At 33.7% G+C, this 20,623-nt stretch carries 17 protein-coding genes and 1 pseudogene; 11 read left to right on the top strand and 7 right to left on the bottom strand.

Annotation, left to right across the window (positions count from 1 at the left end):
* Nucleotide 1 precedes the first annotated feature (1 nt).
* Nucleotides 2–421 (bottom strand): hypothetical protein, encoded by a 420-nt coding sequence (locus QZN33_RS03670; RefSeq protein ID WP_296789596.1) that lies wholly within the window; start codon nt 419–421, stop codon nt 2–4.
* A 128-nt stretch (nt 422–549) separates the two neighbouring features.
* Between QZN33_RS03670 and mcm the strand changes: the two genes are divergently transcribed.
* The 6 genes and pseudogenes from mcm to QZN33_RS03640 form a co-directional block, all read left to right on the top strand.
* A complete protein-coding gene (gene mcm / locus QZN33_RS03665) occupies nt 550–2,550 on the top strand; it encodes a minichromosome maintenance protein MCM (RefSeq protein ID WP_296789595.1) in 2,001 nt (666 codons plus the stop codon).
* Between the two features lie 136 nt (nt 2,551–2,686).
* The gene (locus tag QZN33_RS03660) at nt 2,687–3,094 is read left to right on the top strand and encodes a translation initiation factor IF-2 subunit beta (RefSeq protein ID WP_067040760.1); all 408 of its coding nucleotides are present in this window, start codon (nt 2,687–2,689) and stop codon (nt 3,092–3,094) included.
* A gap of 23 nt (nt 3,095–3,117) precedes the next feature.
* Nucleotides 3,118–4,167, top strand: coding sequence for an NMD3-related protein (locus QZN33_RS03655; protein ID WP_342764137.1), 1,050 nt, complete (start codon nt 3,118–3,120; stop codon nt 4,165–4,167).
* A gap of 13 nt (nt 4,168–4,180) precedes the next feature.
* A complete protein-coding gene (locus QZN33_RS03650; RefSeq protein ID WP_296789593.1) occupies nt 4,181–5,143 on the top strand; it encodes a tyrosine--tRNA ligase in 963 nt (320 codons plus the stop codon).
* Entirely contained in the window at nt 5,144–5,359 is a 216-nt protein-coding gene (locus QZN33_RS03645) for a hypothetical protein (protein ID WP_296789592.1), read from the top strand.
* A 258-nt stretch (nt 5,360–5,617) separates the two neighbouring features.
* Nucleotides 5,618–5,866: pseudogene (locus QZN33_RS03640) on the top strand (tetrahydromethanopterin S-methyltransferase subunit H); the annotation flags it as partial.
* 166 nt (nt 5,867–6,032) lie between these two features.
* Here the strand turns inward: QZN33_RS03640 and QZN33_RS03635 are convergent.
* Complete coding sequence (locus QZN33_RS03635; protein ID WP_296789591.1) at nt 6,033–6,491, bottom strand: flavodoxin; 459 nt, start codon at nt 6,489–6,491, stop codon at nt 6,033–6,035.
* Nucleotides 6,492–6,496: 5 nt separating this feature from the next.
* Entirely contained in the window at nt 6,497–7,075 is a 579-nt protein-coding gene (gene tmk / locus QZN33_RS03630; protein WP_296789590.1) for a dTMP kinase, read from the bottom strand.
* 78 nt (nt 7,076–7,153) lie between these two features.
* Between tmk and QZN33_RS03625 the strand changes: the two genes are divergently transcribed.
* From QZN33_RS03625 to QZN33_RS03610, 4 genes are all read left to right on the top strand, one after another.
* Nucleotides 7,154–9,655: a U32 family peptidase gene (locus QZN33_RS03625; protein WP_296789589.1), complete on the top strand. Its 2,502-nt coding sequence runs from the start codon at nt 7,154–7,156 to the stop codon at nt 9,653–9,655.
* Nucleotides 9,655–12,084, top strand: a complete 2,430-nt coding sequence (locus tag QZN33_RS03620) for a U32 family peptidase (protein WP_296789588.1) — start codon at nt 9,655–9,657, stop codon at nt 12,082–12,084. The genes QZN33_RS03625 and QZN33_RS03620 overlap by 1 nt, the downstream gene beginning before the upstream one ends.
* Nucleotides 12,085–12,162: 78 nt before the next feature.
* On the top strand, nt 12,163–14,088 hold the full coding sequence (locus QZN33_RS03615) for an endonuclease MutS2 (protein WP_296789587.1): 1,926 nt from the start codon (nt 12,163–12,165) through the stop codon (nt 14,086–14,088).
* A 34-nt stretch (nt 14,089–14,122) separates the two neighbouring features.
* Nucleotides 14,123–15,775, top strand: coding sequence for an AarF/ABC1/UbiB kinase family protein (locus tag QZN33_RS03610; RefSeq protein WP_296789586.1), 1,653 nt, complete (start codon nt 14,123–14,125; stop codon nt 15,773–15,775).
* 97 nt (nt 15,776–15,872) lie between these two features.
* On the opposite strand, the gene QZN33_RS03605 is transcribed toward QZN33_RS03610, so the two are convergent.
* Nucleotides 15,873–16,676: a DUF4013 domain-containing protein gene (locus QZN33_RS03605; protein ID WP_296789585.1), complete on the bottom strand. Its 804-nt coding sequence runs from the start codon at nt 16,674–16,676 to the stop codon at nt 15,873–15,875.
* A 167-nt stretch (nt 16,677–16,843) separates the two neighbouring features.
* On the opposite strand from QZN33_RS03605, the gene QZN33_RS03600 reads away from it, so the two are divergent.
* Complete coding sequence (locus QZN33_RS03600) at nt 16,844–18,148, top strand: hypothetical protein (protein WP_296789584.1); 1,305 nt, start codon at nt 16,844–16,846, stop codon at nt 18,146–18,148.
* A gap of 488 nt (nt 18,149–18,636) precedes the next feature.
* On the opposite strand, the gene QZN33_RS03595 is transcribed toward QZN33_RS03600, so the two are convergent.
* The 3 genes from QZN33_RS03595 to QZN33_RS03585 all read right to left on the bottom strand — a co-directional run bounded on the left by QZN33_RS03595 (nt 18,637) and on the right by QZN33_RS03585 (nt 20,419).
* On the bottom strand, nt 18,637–18,918 hold the full coding sequence (locus QZN33_RS03595) for a hypothetical protein (RefSeq protein ID WP_296789583.1): 282 nt from the start codon (nt 18,916–18,918) through the stop codon (nt 18,637–18,639).
* Between the two features lie 9 nt (nt 18,919–18,927).
* On the bottom strand, nt 18,928–19,422 hold the full coding sequence (locus QZN33_RS03590) for a hypothetical protein (RefSeq protein ID WP_296789582.1): 495 nt from the start codon (nt 19,420–19,422) through the stop codon (nt 18,928–18,930).
* Nucleotides 19,423–19,525: 103 nt separating this feature from the next.
* On the bottom strand, nt 19,526–20,419 hold the full coding sequence (locus QZN33_RS03585; RefSeq protein ID WP_296789581.1) for a phosphatase PAP2 family protein: 894 nt from the start codon (nt 20,417–20,419) through the stop codon (nt 19,526–19,528).
* Nucleotides 20,420–20,623: the final 204 nt, after the last annotated feature.

Genomic DNA, 20,623 nt, shown 5'->3' with positions numbered 1-20,623 from the left:
TTTAAAGAGTATTGTATGCCTTATTAGCAGCATCAAGTTTTTGTTTGGCAAATTCGATTCTGCTGTCAACTTCATTGGAAGGTTTATCTGCATCCAAAGCACTTTGAACGTTTTCAATAGCAGCACTTGCCCGTGACAGCTCTATTTTCGCCTCATTATATACTTTAATATCATCTGCACTTCCAGCATAATATGTAGATTTGATACTGTCAAACTTGACTGACAGGTTACTGTATGATGCTTTTAGCTCAGCGAGCTCATCATATTGAGTACCGGATGATATTTCATTAGTAATACCTGATGAAACCATACTATAACCCACATAAGCTACAACTATGATTGTGGCAATCACCATTATAATTCCAACAACGGAAATTAACATAGAAGTAGATTTGAATAAGCTTAATCTAGATTTCCTCATAATAACCTCATTTAAAAAATTAATTTTCTAATTAACTATTAGATATATAAATTTTAATATATATCTTTTACTTATCAAATGCTCTCTTGCAATATTTTTTTAAGTAATGAAATAATAAGTATTAGATAATGAATTCTACTACTAAATCTCAAACATCAATTATAAAATTCGAAGAATTTTTTGCGACATCATATAAAGATGACGTATTTGAAATACTTGAAACATATCCGGATGAGCGATCACTTACCGTAGACTATAACCAGCTCGAAATATTTGATCCTGACCTTGCGGATTTGTTAATAGATAAACCTGAAGAGGTTATCGAAGCTGCACAGATGGCTATTAAAAATATTGATCCTCTCGTTAAGGATGCTGATATAAACATTCGTTTTGAGAATATGTCCAACATAATTCCATTGAAAACGTTGTTAAGTAAGTATATCGGAACCTTTGTTGCAGCAGACGGAATTGTGAGAAAAACAGATGAAATAAGACCACGTATTGAAACTGGTGTTTTCGAATGTAGAGGATGTATGAGATTGCATGAGGTCGAGCAGAGTTCCGGAAACAGAATTATTGAACCGTCATTGTGCAGTGAATGTGGTGGAAGATCATTCAGATTACTTCAGGAAGAATCAAAATATATCGATACTCAAACTGCAAGAATGCAGGAACCTTTAGAGAATTTATCCGGAGGAACAGAACCTAAACAGATGCTGATGGTTCTGGAAGACGATTTGGTAGACCAGCTAAACCCTGGAGACAAGGTGAGAATCACCGGAACTTTAAGAACATTCAGGGAAGAGAGAAGCGGAAAATTTAAAAATTATATTTATGTCAATCATATCGAACCGCTGGAACAGGAGTTTGAGGAACTCCAGCTTTCTGAAGAAGACGAAGAAAAAATTATAGAACTGTCAAAAGACCCTAATATTTATGATAAAATTATTAAATCAACTGCACCTTCAATCAGAGGATACAGAGAAGTTAAAGAAGCTATTGCACTGCAATTATTTGGAGGAGCTGCAAAACAGCTAGAGGATGAAACCAAATTAAGAGGAGACATACACATCCTTATTGTAGGGGATCCTGGTATCGGTAAATCCCAGATACTGAAATACGTTTCAAGACTTGCACCAAGAAGTATTTACACAAGTGGTAAAGGTACAACAGGTGCAGGACTGACTGCAGCAGCAGTAAGAGACGAACTTGGAGGATGGTCCTTAGAAGCAGGTGCATTAGTTCTCGGGGATCAGGGTAACGTATGTGTTGACGAGCTCGATAAAATGAGATCCGAAGACAGATCTGCACTTCACGAAGCATTGGAACAGCAGACAGTAAGTATTGCAAAAGCAGGGATTATGGCTACTTTGAACTCAAGGTGTTCAGTTCTTGCTGCGGCAAACCCTAAATTCGGAAGATTCGACAGATTCAAAGTACTTGCAGAACAAATCGATTTGCCTGCACCGATTATTTCCCGTTTTGATTTGATTTTCGTAATTGAAGATAAACCTAGTGTAGAAGGAGACTCAAAATTAGCAGAGCATATTCTGAAAATACACCAGGAAAACACAGTTGATTATGAAATTGAACCGGAACTGCTTAGGAAATATATTGCATATGCACGTAAAAATGTCCATCCTGTTTTAACAGATGAAGCTAACGAAATTCTAAGGGAATTCTATGTCAGCACAAGGAACAGCAATTCTGAAGAACAAGCCCCAGTTCCAATTACTGCAAGACAGCTAGAAGCTATTATCCGTTTATCAGAAGCCAGTGCTAAAATCAAACTTAAAGACACAGTCGATAAGGAAGATGCTGAAAAAGCTGTCAGACTCCAAATGGCATGTCTTAAAGAAGTGGGAGTTGATCCTGAAACCGGTGAAATTGATATCGAAGTTATGGAAGGAAGAACACCTACTTCCGAGAGAGAAAAAATGCAGAGAGTAATGGAAGAAATAGGTCTTCTTGAAGAGGAATTCGGCAATCAAGCACCAGTCAATGTTTTAATCTCAAACATGGCAGACAAATATGACATGAGTGAGGAAAAAGTCGAATCAATTGTTAGAAACCTAAACCAAAAAGGATTAATCTACCATCCCAATACAGGATATATTAAACGTGTTTAATATTTCCACATTTTTTATTTTTTATAACCGTTTTAGAAAATTTTTTCCAATCACCTTAAATTAACAATACATTAATAAAGGATTAAATTAAAATTTAATATATTATACTTATACTAATTTTTATAGGAGAGATAACATGGATAAATACGAAGATTTATTAGAAAGAGCAATTGACCAATTACCTCCTGAAGTATTTGAACACAAAAGATTCAAAATTCCTAAAGCTTATTCAGATATCCAAGGTAATAGAACCTTTATTAAAAACTTTAAAGATGTTGCAGAAGGTTTAAATAGAGACCCACAGCATTTATTAAAATTCTTAATGAGAGAATTAGGTACAGCAGGAAATATTGAAGGTCAAAGAGCAATATTACAGGGTAAATTTACCCATTACTTAATCAACGAAAGAATTGAAGATTATGTAGACAAATATGTAATTTGCCACGAATGTAACAGACCGGATACTAGAATTATAAGAGAAGGTAGAATATTCTTGCTTAAATGTGCTGCTTGCGGTGCTACAGCACCTTTAAAATCATTATAATTCTACTTTTTTTATTTATTTTTATTGATATTATGTTTTGCCCAGAGTGCGGAAGTACAGATAAAGAGATGGTTGGCGACATCTGCATAGACTGTTTTTTAAAGGAATTTCAAATGATTGAACTTCCAAAACGTATTGAAGTACAGATATGCAGCCACTGCAACAGCAAACTTGAAGAAGGCAAATGGAGCGAAGAATTCATTCCAGAAGAAGAAATTATCTACAGAGCACTTGAAAGAAACATTAAAATTGCAGATGAAGTTTCTAACGAAATAATCAATCTTGAAATTGACAATATCAAAGGCACAATTGCCAGCTGTTATGTTGAAGTTGTTGGAGAAGTTCATGGAGTTCAGATTGAAGAAACACATGACACTGAAGTAAAAATTCAAAAAACAGTTTGTCCGACATGCAGTAAAATCCAATCAGGATATTATGAAACTGTGGTTCAGTTTAGAGCAGATAAAAGAGAAATCAAAAGTGAAGAATATGCAAAAGCTGATGAAATAGTTGAAAGAACTCTAAACAAACAGGCATCATCAGATAAATTGGCATATTGTCCTCAGATTGCAAAACTGAAAGAAGGTTATGATTATTACATAGGTTCTTTCAAATCCGGTAAAAAAGTAGCCGAAGCACTGAAAGAGGAATTTGGAGGCATAATAAAAGAATCTCCAAGACTGATAAGTGAAGACAAATCAACCGGAAAAGGACTTTACAGAGTTTGGATTTCAGTCAGAATTCCTGAAGCTGAAATTAATGATTTCATAAGATATGAAGATAAAATCATCCACCTTACAAACATCAGCAAAAACAGTTTCGTCGGATGCGAAATTTCCACAGGCAAAAAACAGAATATTCCAATGAAAAATATGGAAGATATTGAACTTGTAAAAAAAGCGGATGAAGTTGAAACTACAACCGTTATCTCAAAATCTCCACAATTCATACAAGTATTAGATCCAATCGACTATTCCGCAGTTGATTTGGATATGAAAGATGAATACGAAAAGTATAACGTTGGAGAAGAAGTTAAACTCATCAGAATTGACAATTACGTTTATTTATTATAGTTAAAGTGATAAAATGAATATTGAAGAAAAAATTCAGTTAATCGAGAAAGGAACCCTTGAAGTTATAGACACAGAAGAATTAAAAGAAGTTCTTAAAAAAGACCAGCCTATAGCTTATACAGGTTATGAACCTTCTGGAAAAATCCATTTGGGACATGCAGTAACTGTACAGAAATTAAAGCAATTACAAAAGTTAGGTTTTAAAATCAAAATCCTTTTAGCAGATTATCATGCATTTTTAAATGGAAAAGGAACCGTTGAAGAAATAGCTGAAACCGCAGAATACAACAAGAAATGTTTCCAGGCTTTAGGTCTTGATGAAACAACAGAATATGTTTTAGGTTCATCATTCCAACTTGAAGGAGATTATACTGATAAAGTTTATCAATTAGCTACAATGACTACTTTAAAAAGAGCAAGAAGAAGTATGGATCAGGTAAGCCGTGCAGACGACAATCCTAAAGTAGCAAGCGTAATTTATCCGATTATGCAAACTGTAGATATGGCTGCATTAGAAGTTGACGTTGCTCTTGGAGGAATGGAACAGAGAAAAATCCAAATGCTGGCTCGTGAAAACCTGGAAAAAATCGGTGAAAATGTACCTGTCTGTATTCATACCCCATTATTACACGGTCTTGACGGTGATGCTAAAATGTCATCCAGTAAAGGAAACTACATTGCAGTAGACGACAGCGTTGAAGAAATTACTAAAAAGATCAAGAAAAGTTTCTGCCCTCAGGGAGAAGTTGAAGGAAACCCTATGATTGAAATAGCTGAAACTTTCGTATTCCCTAATCAAGACACATTACTTATTAAAAGACCTGAAAAATTCGGTGGAGACATCGAATTGACACACGATGAGTTAATTAAAGACTTCAGTGAAGGTAACTTACATCCAATGGATTTGAAAAACGGAATCAAAGATTTCTTAATTGAATTCTTTGCACCTGTAAGAGAATACATGGAGGAAAATTAAATGGCTGTAGAAGAAAAAGAAGAATTCGAAATGGGCATACCTAACGGTGTCGGCGAACAGATGCTTGCTCATGCTTATGAAAAATTCGACATTAAATTAGAACAAACTGAATTTGGACCTAAATTAATCGGAGAATACGATGAGCTTGTAAAAGTAAGAGAATTCTTGGAAAATGCTATTCGTGAAAGATTAGAAGAATTAGAAGGAAATGAATAATTTCAAGTTTCCTTTTCTACTTTTTTAATTAACACCACACCATAGAAAAATCACCATAATTTTCTTTAAAAAACATTTATTTTTGAACATTTTTTAAAATTACTACATTCCTATTTTTAATAAAAAAAATTTGAAAAATTTAAATTAAAATAAATCAATTAATTTTTATGTAAACTAATTTTTACAACATATTACAAAAAAATACAAATAAAAATAAGTAAAATCAGCTCAGTATAATTTAAAATAGTTATTTTAATAATTAAATCCGCATGGGACTGGTTAAGAGAATATAAAAAAGCAGGTAATAAAACTGCATTTACCGTTTGTGACATTGGTGCGAACATTGTACAGGTAATGTGTGCAGGAGACTTTGTTTTATTTGGACCTATAGAAAATGCAGACATCGCATTTCCTGCAGTAGCTCAAACTGATATGTTCATCTCTGAAGCTGCTAAACCTTTAGGAACTGAACCTGTAGATTACCACCCAATGAACAAGTTATTATAATATCGATTTGTTAGACATTTTCAAACCTCAACATCAATTTGTTCTGATATCATTAATTCTTTAATGATATAAACAAATCTAAACATTAATCCAAAATACCGAAATTGCACCGGATCAAGCACATCCGGTGCAAATAAAAAAAAAATAGAAATTAAAAAAGAGAAAACTATTCCAAAAAGGAATTTAACTTATTTTTATACTCACCGGATTTTACTTCTTTTGTAGTTAAAGCCAGTGTTTTCAATGGAGATCTTCCGACAAACTCCTCCATTTGTTTAAATGCTCCTTCAAAACCGCTTTTACCCGCAGTTGCAAAGAATTTGACATTACTAAATTTACCTTCGTTCTGTTTGATATAAGAAATAAGCGGATTTGCAGCTTTGCCTGCCCAAACAGGAACTCCAAGATATATCAAATCATAATCGGCAGGATCATACTTTAATGTCTCTAAATCAATTATTTTTGCAGACATGCCGTCTTTGCCTGCACGGACATAACCTAATTTTCCATCATAATTTACCTTTGAAATGATTTCTTCTGTATCTGCATTGACCGCTTCTGCAATCTCCAATGCAAGTTTTTTTGTAATGTTTGTTCTTGAATAATACGCAACTAAAGTTTTCATAAATATCACCTAATGCAATCCGGACAAATTCCCAGATACGGCGCTACTGCCTTTTTGATATCCGAAGATACCTTATTTATTCCCTTATCAGCATCTATTATTTCATGAGTGTAATTTTCAGCCAGTTTGAGATAATTTTGCCTAACATCAGTCAAATAATTCACATTTTCAAATGTATCTTCACCAGATGTTCTTGCAACAGACTTTTTAGCATCCAAATCCAATAAAATCAGCAAATCAGGCTTTTTCGCATACCTGTTTAAGGTTTCAACCCATTCAGCAGGTTCCTGATAAGCCAGTGATGAAATAAATGACCTGTCTGAAATAATTATTTTAGACTCATCTTCTAGCTTATCCATTATCATCATCCTGTCAGCTGCAAAAAGCAGAGCCAAAATTTTTTGAAACTTATCGCTTTGAGCATCAGGATGCTGAAGAAGATTTCTAATAAGTTTTCCAACTTCTGAATCAGTAGGTTCCACCAATGTCTCGACTCTAAAACCGTTAGATTCAAGCCATTCGGCCAGCATCTGGATTTGGGTTGATTTGCCGACGCCGTCTATTCCTTCAAATACTATGTACATAAAATAGATTATGTTTTAATTTAATATATAATTAATTACAAAAATATAAATGAATAATCGAAAAGGTGTTTAAATAAAATGGTTTTAGAGGAATTATTGGCTCCGGCAGGTTCTTATGAAGTGTTAGTTATCGCAGTCAATGCAGGTGCAGATGCAGTTTATATCGCCGGGCAAAATTATGGTGCCAGAGCATATGCCAAGAATTTTACAATGGAAGAAATAGAAAAAGCAGTTAATTATGCCCATTTAAATGGCGTTAAAGTTCATGTTACCGTCAATACACTGATTAACAATTTTGAGATTGTTGATGTTTTAAAATACTTGTTCAAATTATACCAGATTGGAGTGGATGCAGTTATTGTCCAAGATTTCGGACTGATATGGCTTTTAAAAACATTCATTCCGGATTTGGAAGTTCATGCATCAACACAGATGGGCCTGAATAATTATTCATCAATAAAATGGGCTGCTGAAAATAACATAAAAAGGGTTGTACTGCCAAGAGAAGTCACAATTGAAGAGATCCAACAGACAACAGAACAGCTTGAAAAAGATGGTATCAACATGGACATTGAAACATTCGGCCATGGAGCACTGTGCTATTGTGTCAGCGGAAAATGTTACATGTCTTCATACAACAGCGGGAGAAGCGGAAACAGGGGAGCATGTGCTCAGCCATGCAGAAGGGAATACCGCTTGAAATACAGAGGATACAACATAGGAAACGGATATCTTCTCTCAACACACGACCTTGCAACCTACAATAATCTCAAAGCCATATCTGATGCAGGAGTCAAATCCCTGAAACTTGAAGGAAGAATGAAATCCGGAGATTATATCGGAACAATCGTAAACAGCTACAGAAACCTTATCGATGGAAATGAAGGAGATTACAAAAAAGACCTGCACCTTGTGTTCAACAGACAGTTTACAAACGGATATATGATGGGAGATACTCCTGGAGAAGTAATGGGAAGGGGCCATTCAGGCCATGAAGGACTATACATTGGAGATATAACTGATATTGACGGTACAAAAATTACAATTGAAGTTAAAAACCATGAAATTCCAGTCATTTTGGAACCGGGAGACGGAATTGCATTCAAATACAACGGCAAGATTAAGGGAATATATCTTGAAAACATCATAAAGCAGGATGAAAACGAGATTATTATAGACACAACAAGACTTGTCAAGGTCGGAACTGAAGTATTCATCAGCTATTCCAAATCAACACACGAATATTTAAAGCAGTTCGAAAAAGAGACCATAAAAAACAATGTTGGAATCAATTTATCATTGACTTGGGATGAAAATTTAAATTTATTTACCAAAGTTGAATATTACCTGGACGATGAACTTATTAATTTCAGACATAAAACATTGGATAAATTTGAAAAGGCTAAAAATAAGCCTGTCAGTGAAGAAACCATTGAAAAACAGCTTAAAAAGACAGGAGGAACACCGTTCTACATCAATAAAATCAGATTCAACAATATGCCGAAAGATATTTTCATACCAATCAGTGAAATCAACCAGATCAGGCGTGAAATTCTAGACACAGCAACAGATTTACTGATGAAACATTACACCCCTACAAAGAAATCCGTTAAAGCCGTGCGTAAGGACTTAACAAAATTCTTTGAAGACTATGATGCAAACAAAGGCAAACTCAAAAACAAGACTCCGAAACTGTCAATATTTATCGATGATATCTCACAGATTAAAGCGGCTTCAGGTTTCGATTTAAAACGAATATATTTTGACGGGAACTGCCATTACAACAATCCGAAAGATTACTTTGACAACATTAAAGAAACATTAAAGCAGGGAAGCTTAATGGCTGCTCCAACAGAATTTGTTTGGGTTTTATCATCATTTATAAGCGAAGAGGATGCAGTCAGATGCAACCAAATCGTCAAGGAGCTTGAAGATGAAGGAATAATCATTTCAGTTATGGGAGATTTCCCTGGAATGAACAAGATATTTGACTGCAACATCTACGGAAATCACAATCTGAATGTCTGGAACAGCTTTTGCGTTCATAATTTAAATGCTTCAGGATTCAAATCACTGATTTTATCATCTGAACTTTCAGGAGAAGAAATCAGGGAATTATCCCTTAGAAATCATGACAGAAACATAGACCTTGAGATGATTGTCAACGGTAACCTTGAAGTTATTGTAAGCAAAGACGACTTTACCAATTTAAATGACGGTAAAGACTTCATCATATCAAATGATGCAGATTATGCAACCCTGGAAGATAAAAAAAGAAAGAAATTCAAATATAAAGTATTCTTTGACTATAACAGACAGAGCCACATCATCAACAAAGACTGCCTGTGCCTGATTGAAGAAATGAATGAAATCAAGAAGATGGGTCTTGACTCACTGATTGTGGATTGCAGATACTCCAATGAAAAATACACTTCCCAGATTTTATCAATTTATAATGAAAGCCTTAAAAATAAAGACCAAGAGGAACTTACAAAATACAAATATCAGATAATGGATTTCTCACAGTCTTACATCAACAAGGGAAATTACATTGAAGGCAGATTACACGAGGACAAATAATGAGAATTCCTGAATTGCTATCGCCGGTCGGTTCAATGGAACATTTGAAAGTGGCAATAAATGCAGGGGCCAGTTCCATATATTTATCCGGAAAGGATTACGGAGCCCGCAAGTTTGCCAAGAACTTTACATTAGATGAAATTAACGATGCAGTAAACATAGCACATCTGCACAATGTTAAGGTTTACGTTACCGTCAACACACTAATTAAAGAAGATGAACTGGAAGAGGTTATAAACTATCTCTCAAAGCTATATGCAATCGGAGTCGATGCCGTTTTGGTTCAGGATTTGGGACTAATCGAACTGATAAACAAGCATCTTCCAAATCTGAAAATTCATGCATCAACCCAGATGACCTGTGAAAATCAGCTGAAACTGGATTATCTTGAAAGTAAAGGAATTAGAAGAGTTGTTCTTCCACGTGAAATGAGAAAAGAAGAGATTTCACAACTTAAAACAAATATGGAACTTGAAATATTTGCGCATGGTGCGCTTTGCTATTCATATTCAGGACAATGTCTCATGAGCAGTTTTAAAGGCGGACGCAGCGGAAACAGAGGAACCTGTGCCCAGCCATGTCGCCAGAAATATAAAATAAGCGGAATTAAAAGAGATGATTATTATCTCTCACCCTGTGATTTAAGCCTGTTCAATCAGCTAAAGGAAATTGCTGATTTGAACATATCCTGCATAAAGATTGAGGGCAGAATGCGCAGCAAGGAATACCTGGCAATTGCAGTAAGCAATTACAGAAAAGCATTGAACAAGCTAAAAAGTATGAAAAACAGCAATGACGAAGAGCTGAGCCTGGTATTCAACAGAGGATTTGTTGAAGGACAGTTCAGCCACAAATCCAAAAGAAGCATCAGAGCAGGACATATCGGTTTGAAGATAGGTAAAGTCATAGACTCAAGCAAAAATCAGATTGCGGTGAGAATTGATGATGCTATCAAAACCATGCCTGAAAAAGGTGACGGATTGCTTATTGTTAAGAAAAATAATGATTACGGACTGGAAATATCTCAAAATCCAATCATTACAACATCAAATCATTATAAAAAAGGTAAAAATAAACAGATTAAAGATTTTGCCCGCAAGGACAAAGTGATGATTGTTAAAAAAGTTTGGCAGAACAAGAAAAGCACTTTTGATTTGACTGATTCCAATGTGTATCTCACCAAAAGAAACAATTTAAGCAAGAAAGTCAAGGAAATTGAAACTAAAGGAAAAAGCTTTATCAAATCAAAGCTTACATTAACATTTTCACTGAAAAATAAGTTTCCGCATTTAAAAGGAAAGCTGACACTTGCAAACCGCAGACAGATTGAATGTGAGATAAGAGGAGATACTCCTTTTGAAAAACCTATAAAAAAGAGCGTTACATCACAAACCGTTAAAAAACAGCTTGCTAAAACTGACAGCTACCCATATGATATAACACAAATCAACATCAACTATGACGGAACGTTATTCATTCCAATCAGCAAACTAAATGAACTTAGAAGAAATCTCTTTGAAGAGTTAAAAAGAGAAGCTGAAAATTCCTACAAACATGAATACAAAAAAATTACATTGACAAATGAAAAAATAGATCATGATGAAAATCCGATTATCTTTTCATTTTACACAAACAACCTGAATCACTTAAAAAAGATTGATAATGTCAGACGGATTTATCTTGAAATTCCTCCCGAACACGATGACGTGGACATAACAGGTCCAAATACACCAAATATCAATTACATGGTGAATTTCATAAAAGAGGCCTTGGAGATTTCCTACGGTAAAGACTACGAGATAATCTGGAAATGGCCGGACATTACACATGACAAATTAATTAAAACATTGAACAAAGTAAGAGGAATACTTAACAAGATGCATTATTCACTGCCAATTATGACAGGTAACTTTAACGGAGAATATGGACCTTATTCAATGAACATTACAAATACACGATCTTTGGAAAGTTTAGAAAACTACAGAATAATTACGTTATCTCCGGAATTAACTAAAAAAGACTATGAAAACATTATGAATAATGCCGGAAATCCTCAAAAAATTGAAATGCTTGTTCAGGGATCTGTTGAACTGATGAAAAGCAGATACTCAATTTTGTCCAAAAAGGAATTTAAACAAATTAAAAACAGGAACAAGTTTTATTTAACTGATAGAAAGAATAACCGATATCCGATTCATAAAAGCATTTCACAGGAAGAACTGGAAATATTTGATGACAGCGACCTTTCATTAATAAATGAAATCAATCATCTAAAAAAGATTGGTTTTTGCAATTTCTCAATAGACGGCCGATGGAGAGATGATGAATACTATAAAATGATTGATATCTATAAACAGGCAATCAAAGGAAATATCAATGAAAAAGAACTGCTTAAATACAGTCCTAAAAATACATTAGGTAACTACTGATATTACTTCTCAAATGCTCTCGGCAAGATTGAATATATATTAAAACTTATATTTTAACTACAAAAGGGTTTGGTAAAAATGCAAGGAGAAAGAATTACATTGCAAGATATAAAAGGGATAGGCGATAAAATATCCGAAAAAATAATAAACAGCGTTGGCGGAGAAGAAGAACTCCAGAAAATAGTTGAGAATGTTGATGTTGAAAAAATATCAAATATAGAAGGGATAAGCCAAAGAAAAGCTATCGAAATAATGAATCAACTATTAAACAATCCTGAATATGAATTCATCAAAAGTGACAGAGCAATGGAGCTCTATGAAGACATTATAAACAAGATATTATCATATTCAAACACAGCATATTCCAAAAACAGAATATTGCTGCTTTCCCCTTCAAAAGATATTGACAAAATCAATTCACAGCTCGATTTTGTAATGAATGCAAAGGAACATGTTTCACAGCTTCCAATTATCAAACTAAGAGGATTAATGAAGAATCTGAAAGAAGTTGAAGAAGCTAAAGCGGAATATGATCCAAGTAAAGTTATCCTTGTAGAACGTGAAGAAGACAATTCATATCTTTGCGATTTAGGCCTAAACCAGTATTACCCAATTCTTACAGCAAGCGATTCACCATTGCTCCAGGAAGAAATGATGAATTATGATTTGGTGTTTTATGTATATTCAGAAGGCATTCTTGATTTTGAAGGAATGCCAAACCTTGTAATGATCAACATTGAAGACAATGATTATGAAATTGTTCCCGAAAAGATAATTAACTTTTTTATGCAGAATAAGGACCTTTTCAACAGAGTTCATGAAATTCAAAAAATCAGAAATAAGGAAAGTGTTTTGGGAGACATCATTCCAATACTTGATGAACTCAATATCATTGACAAAAGGGAAGTGAATATTGAAGAACTTGTTAATTCACTGAAAGATGAGATGGATGACGAGCTGGAAAAATCAATAAAACAGGTTGACCTTGAAGGAGATGAAATACTCAACTTATTAAACAATAACTTCCCACCAAAAATAAGTAAAATATTTGACGAAATTATCAATAAACGCAAAGAAATTATTCGTGAGAAAACTGGACTAAGTTTTGATCCATTCTTAAGAACATATCCTATCCAAATTGATGAAAATGAAATTCAACGAGTGACCCTGGAACAGTCATCCAAAAAGGAAAACGACATATTTGACATTAAAAAAAGTGCAGCAATCGAATTGAACTCAATCAAGAAAAGAGCAATTGAAGAAGTTGAAGATGCCATAAGATTTGATTATGAATTCAGTTTAGGCAGTTTTGCATATGAATATGGGCTGTGCAAACCGGAATTTGGAGATGAAATTAAATTAAACGGAGCGCTGCACTTGGAACTTGCACTTAAAAAAGACGAAGATTATGTTCAGACTGTCGATTATCAGCTGACAAAAGATGAAAATATCGCCCTTTTAACTGGAGCAAACAGCGGTGGTAAAACCACACTTCTTGAAACATTAACACAAATTCAGATTATGGCCCAGATGGGACTTCCGGTAAGTGCAGATAAAGCTGAGATTAAATTATGTGATGAAATTTATCACTTTTCTAAAAAACGATCTTTAGATGCAGGTGCATTCGAATCATTCTTAAATGTGTTCATACCAATCGTCACCACCAATAGTGAAAAGTTAGTATTACTTGATGAACTTGAGGGAATTACAGAACTTGATGCAGCAGTTAAAATCATATCCACATTCATTGATATGATTAAGGAATCCAATTCTTATGGAGTTATCGTCACTCACATGGCCCGTGAATTAATGAATTACACAGACATCAGAGTGGACGGTATTGAAGCTAAAGGATTAGATGAAAACTATAATTTAATTGTTGATAGAACACCTAAAATGAATTTCCTTGCAAAAAGTACACCCGAATTAATTCTGAAAAGAATATATGAAAAATCAGATGATGAATTAAAAGCCGTATATGCTAGAATTTTAGAAAAATTCTAAAAAAACATATACTACTTTTTACTATTTTTATGTAATGAAAGTAATTGCTCATCCTCAAAACGAAAATATAAAAAGAGTTAATGAAATATATCATGTTCTTAAAAAGAACTATTTCGGATATCTAATTGAGGAAAATAATTTTTTTCAAAAATTTCCAGGCGTAAGAAATCGTATAATTAAAAAAGAAGAAGAAACTGCAGAAGAATCTATTCCAGTGAGAATCCGAAAAGTATTTGAAGAATTAGGTCCTGCTTACATCAAATTAGGTCAGATGTTAAGTACAAGACCTGATCTTATTGGAGTCGAAACCGCTGAAGAGCTCGAATCCTTAAGAGACAACACTCCAATCACACCGTTTAATGAAATAAAGGAAGTTATTGAAAGTGAACTTGAACAGCCAATTGATGAAATTTTTTCAGAAATTGACGAAACTCCTATCGGTTCAGCTTCAATTGGACAGGTATATACTGCAAAATTAAAAGAAAATGGAGAATATGTTGCAGTTAAAGTTCAAAAGCCTAATTCATATGAAATTGTAAAATCTGATGTAGAAATAATGAAATTTTTGGCAACAAGGATTGACAAATACATTCACCAAACTCAAACATACAATTTGCCTGCAGTTGTTAAGGAGTTTGAAAGGTCAATATTTAAAGAACTTAACTATTTGGATGAAGTAATGAATATGCAAAATCTTTCAAAAAACTTCAGAGGAATTCACTATGTCAAAATTCCCAAAGCATATACAGACTACTGCACTTCAAAAGTAATCGTGATGGAACTAATAAAAGGAATTACAGTTACAGATTTGATTAAAGGCGAATATCCGGAAATCAATAAGAAAAAAATAGCAAAATATGGTGTTAAATCTTATTTTAAACAAATTATGACAGACGGATTTTTCCATGCAGACCCCCATCCTGGAAACCTGATTGTCACTGAAGACAATAAACTATGCTATATTGACATGGGGATGATGGGAATATTAAATGAGGATTTTAAAGAAACCCTTGCGGAACTGATTCTTCTTTTAATTAGTAGAAATTCCAATAACATCATCAAGCAGTTAATCTACATGGACATCATTACACCTTCACAAAATACAGAGGACCTAAGGGCAGACATTGATGATTTGTTAAATCGTTATTACGGTGCCGAGCTGAAAAACATGGACGGTGCAATTGAAGATTTGCTTAATGTAATGCTTAAACATGAGGTCAGCCTGCCAAGAGAATTCGTAATGATCGGCCGGGGAATTGCTTTAATTGAAGATACCGGTAAAAAGTTAGATCCCGATTTCAACGCCGCAACCGAATTAAAGAAATTATCCAGAAAAATAGTGATTAACAAATACAGTCCCGGAAGATTGGGAAGAGTAAGTGTAAACTACATCATGCAATTGGAACATCTCGCAAAAGACTTGCCTGATACAATAAACAACACAATTTCCAAACTGGAAGAAGGACAGCTTGAAGTAAACCTGAAACACCTTGAAATCAGCGAACTTGCAAATCAACTGTCAGTATCATTGATATTGTCTGCATTAATTTTAGGTTCATCACTGACATTAGTAAGCAATGTAGGACCTAAATTATTTGATATTTCCATATTGGGACTGGCAGGATTCGTATTCAGTGCCGTATTAGGTGGATTTTTAATAGTCAAATATATGGTAGAAAGAGATTGAACACACTTAACATATAAAAATTTACAGCCACCATCATCCGGATAGTTTACCTGCAACAAGTCTAAAAAAATATAAAAAAGAAGAAAATGGTTTAATATTATGCATCAGCAAATAATAAACCGATAGCTCTGTATGAAAACAGCATCATAAATGGTATTCCAACAAACATACCTATGAAAACACCAATATACGGAATCAGACCTATGAGTCCAATGACAAATGCCATTGCAAACGCAATTATATAAATTACAACCAGTGTAACAATAATTTTTAAAAAGCCGACATTAGACATGTCCCCGATTATTTTCCTGAATCTAAGACCTTCAGTTCCACTTCCGGTTTTTGCAAATCTGATTAATGCTGCAAATGATAGCAATGAAAATATGATAAATAATATGATTGCAACAATTAAAGTAACAGTTAACGCATTAGTGAATGAGCTCATTGTCGCTTTTGGAATTGCTGACATTATCATTGTAGCATTTTCTGCACCATTAGCCATAGCGTCAATGCTTGCATAAACTATTTTGGTGAATGATGTAAACAGTCCTGTTGCGGAAGCAACAATTATGACAATGACTGCAGGTATGATGAAATAGATAATGTCTAAAATCATTGCCTTAATACCCATGACAAACTGTTTTACATAATCAAAATCAGGGAGCACATCCTCACGTTCAACTCCGCCTTTAATGACATCTACTGAGTATCCCAAAACTATGAATGAAACAATTAAAGTCACAAGACTTAAAATAAGAGATAAAGTGTCATTTTTAAGTCCGTAAGACGGAAGAACTGTTGATAAGCTCATTATAATAATTAAAACACAGAATATTAAAAATTTTCGAGTATCGCTAATAGGATATTTAATAGCATCCATTATAATTTCACGTAAATTCATATTTATCACATAACTTAACTGCTTTATGGATATATATTTTTAGATAATAGTATTTAAAATTTAACTGACAATTAAACAAAATCTCACCAATTAACATATGGAATATCGTCTGATTACAATAATCTTAATATATATGAATAATAAAATAATTAATATAGAGGAATAATATGGACAAAAAGATAGTTGCATTGATTCTGGTTATATTAATATCCTTTTGCTGTTTAAGTATTGTTGTAGCGGACAATGCCACACAAGATGATAACACACCACCAAGTGATGACAGCACAGTCGATGGAGACGACTCCGATGATGATGATACATCGGATGACGATAAAAAGGATACAAAAAAGAACACAGACAAAAATAAGAAAAAGAATAAAAATAAAACGGATGATAAAAAGGGCGACGTTACTGCTAAAGGAAGCGGAAACGACATTATATTCAGCGACGGATTTAGAGGATTTATTCTTGATTATTCAAAATCCCCTGCAAAATCAGGAGATCAATTCAATCGCGCATCATCATCACATGCAGACAATTCAAATACTTTAAAACAGGCTGTAATTGAATGCTACAGACATCATTCAGCCGACAGGATTGGAAGCGTGATTTCCAGCATTGTCAAAACCGGTTCTGCAGGCGGCAAAATCGGTGATGCCATTGCAAAGTCAAACGAAAAAGTAGGCGACCATGCAGTTGTTAAAATAGACAACAGTACTGAAGCTGTTTTTAATTTTGAAGTTTTAAAATCCGTATCAAAAAACAAAACAGATTATTTTGCATATAAAGTATCATTCAGATCAATCAATAATGCAGCAGGTGAAAATCAAACCAATAATGTGACAAATTTAACCAACACAACCAATAATATAACCAATGCAACAAATGCAACCAACATTACCGGTTTAAACCAGACATTAGGTAATGACACAAATGCCACATTCCTACAGGCCTTATATGATTATCTGGCTTCTCTCATGAATGCTCTCTATGACAGCTGGAAACCTATTTTCGACACATTAATGAATGACTTTTTAATGATTGCAACATTTATTCAGGGACTTATGGATATGTATAATAACTTTATGGCGGAACTGCAGTCTCTGATAGATGCTATTCACCAGCTTATAGCTATGCTTGATTCGATATGGAAAGAACTGGCAGGACTTTTAAATCTTATATTGAATGCAATTCAGCAGCTCATAAACTTGATCATGTCCATAATAAATGCTATTATAGGACTTATCTCATACATTATCGGACTTATACAGTGGCTTATAGGATTGCTGTATGCATTAATAGATTTCCTTACTGAATTAATCAATCAGCTCACAGCACTAATACAGGCAATTATCGACTTCCTGAAATCAATAGGTAGTTTCCTGGTTAATGTCATTGGAAATGCAGTAATTTTAGTAGTCGCATTTGTCGCAATTGCAATCGGAGCATTTGTTTACAATAGAATAAGATAATACCCTCTTATTCATTTCTTTTTTTATTACAAAATTTATTTTACAAATTATAGAAACATTCTACTGTTCTAAAAGTATAATTTTAATGGAAAATAGCTACAAGAATATTGAATAAAAATGATTAATATTACATATTATGAAGCATTACTCATGAAATATTAACTCTTAAAAATTAATTTGATGAATAATAAATGATAATGTAGATTAAATTCATCATTTTGAACTACCTCGATGTTATAGACGTCGAGGTATTCTTGCACCATTTAGATAAAGGAAGCGCATGCCACCAATATCAGCGGAATCCAAGAGTGTTGCCTAATAGTATCATTCATTTATTATCCTCCACAATTCTAAGCACATAACTAATTTTGTTAGATATGCTGAATACAACTATAATCTATTAATTTCATCAATAAGAAATATTTTCAGTACTGCTTAATTAAAAAAAACATGTATGTACAAGAAAATGTTAAAGCATGCCAATTAACTCAATTCCTGCAGATATGACTTTTAATTTTTTCATATCCCTCAGCCATCAGCAGTGAAAGAATTATCACAGCCAAAAACGTTACGTTGCGCAATATCATATTGCTTTCAACATCAACGAATTGATTTACATAATTTAAAAGAAGAATTAACGCCCATTGAATAATATAAATGGCAGTTACATTTTTACTTGTTCTTTTAATGAAATTGTTAATTTTAGGGGATGCTTTTTTAGATATGAAATAAAATAATGATCCCACCAGAAGTATGATTACAATCAACAAAACGATATCCTACATTGACAGATGCAAATAGGATAATTTTTCAGGAACAGTTCCTCCTGTAATGGCAAACATCCCTTCCCTTGTTATGAAACCCAAAATCAATAAGATGACTGCAGTTATGGAAGTGTATCGCAAAATCAGTTTATATAATTCATCCTTATCATTGCACCTTTTCAAATCATTTCCGAAAAGCATTCCCGCAGCAGGTATGATAAACCAGTTTAAAAACGGAAAACAACTGACAATGTTCTGCCCGACAGTTTCGATGAAATTGCCCAAAAGCTGATTTAAATACATATTTTGCAGAGTAATGTCCGGATGATAAGATACAATTAAAGACATCAAAATAGCAATCAGCAGAATCTGAATATAGTCTATTTTACTGAATGTGCAGAATGCCAGAAAATGAACAAAAATCATTGCAAAAATTGCAAAAACTTTTGCATAATCCCATTCAATCTGTCTTACGTTATTGACATCAGTACTGCTGAAAAGCTTAGTCATGAAAATAGATTTAATTTTCCTACTTAAAAAAATTATTGAGTCCAAACTGGAAATAAATATTAAGAAAAGATTTAAAAAAAAGTAAAGTTAAAGAATGGACCAATCATCCATCCCTATCAATCTTTTTAAAGGCTAAAGGATATACTGCAAGTATTATGAATGTAAACAGAGAATACTTGATACAATCAATTAACTCACCACCGCCTGCAAGTTTCGGGATTAAGCCAAAAAGCAATGCAAACAATATCAATGCACCTGCAAATCTGACTGCTGCATCACGTCTGCTTTTAGGATTTTCAAAGTTAACATATTTTTCCTCAAAAAGAAAACCTAATGAAATACCTGAAACCAATGCTACATATTTAATATAGCTTATTGCAGGACAGAATACAATTCCCACCAGAGACAGTGCGACAATACCCAAATAAAGATATGATCTGTTTTCAAGCTTATCATAAATGCGGGACAATATTAAGATTATCACCAAAGCAATTATAAAACCTGCAATAGTGTCTGTCGGAAAGTGAACCCCTAATCCGACTCTTGAAAGTGCAACAATGAAAACTCCAACCAGTCCGATAACTACATAGGGAATCTTTCTGAGATATATCGGAATGGCCAGAAACAAGTTTGTTGCCATCATAGAATGTCCGCTTGGAAGGGAATATCCCTGGATTTTAAAGTCCATAGGATTCTGACCAGGCGAATTGGGATAAAGACACTTGATTTTATCCACAACAGCATATGGCCTTAAACGTGCAACACTCACCTTGATAAATTCACAGAACACACCGGCCACACCCAATGAAAGCAATGTGAATTTACCCCAATCCTTATTGTATACCAAATAGACTGAAATGAATAAAAAAGCAAGGACATTTTTAGAAACGACCTCTGCAATAACTTTAAAAAACCCAAATGCAAAATCCGGAAGCGAACTTTGTAGGAATAATATCAGAGAAACTTCCCATGGGAAATAAAAAACTGTTCCAATCATAATGTTAAATATATTGGATATTTAATAAAAAGATTACTAAAAATGACAGTCAATATAAGTCAGACTTATTTTCAATGCTCAAACTTAATAATTTCTGCAAAAATTGAGTCTGTAAAATTTTATAGGCTTATTTAATTTTTATGTGATTTTGTGTCCAGTTTTGCATTTGGAAGTCTAAAAATGTTAGAATTCCATTTTTGGTCT

This window comes from uncultured Methanobrevibacter sp. (assembly GCF_900314615.1).
GTDB lineage: Archaea > Methanobacteriota > Methanobacteria > Methanobacteriales > Methanobacteriaceae > Methanocatella.
This window is presented reverse-complemented; position numbering and strand designations above follow the sequence as displayed.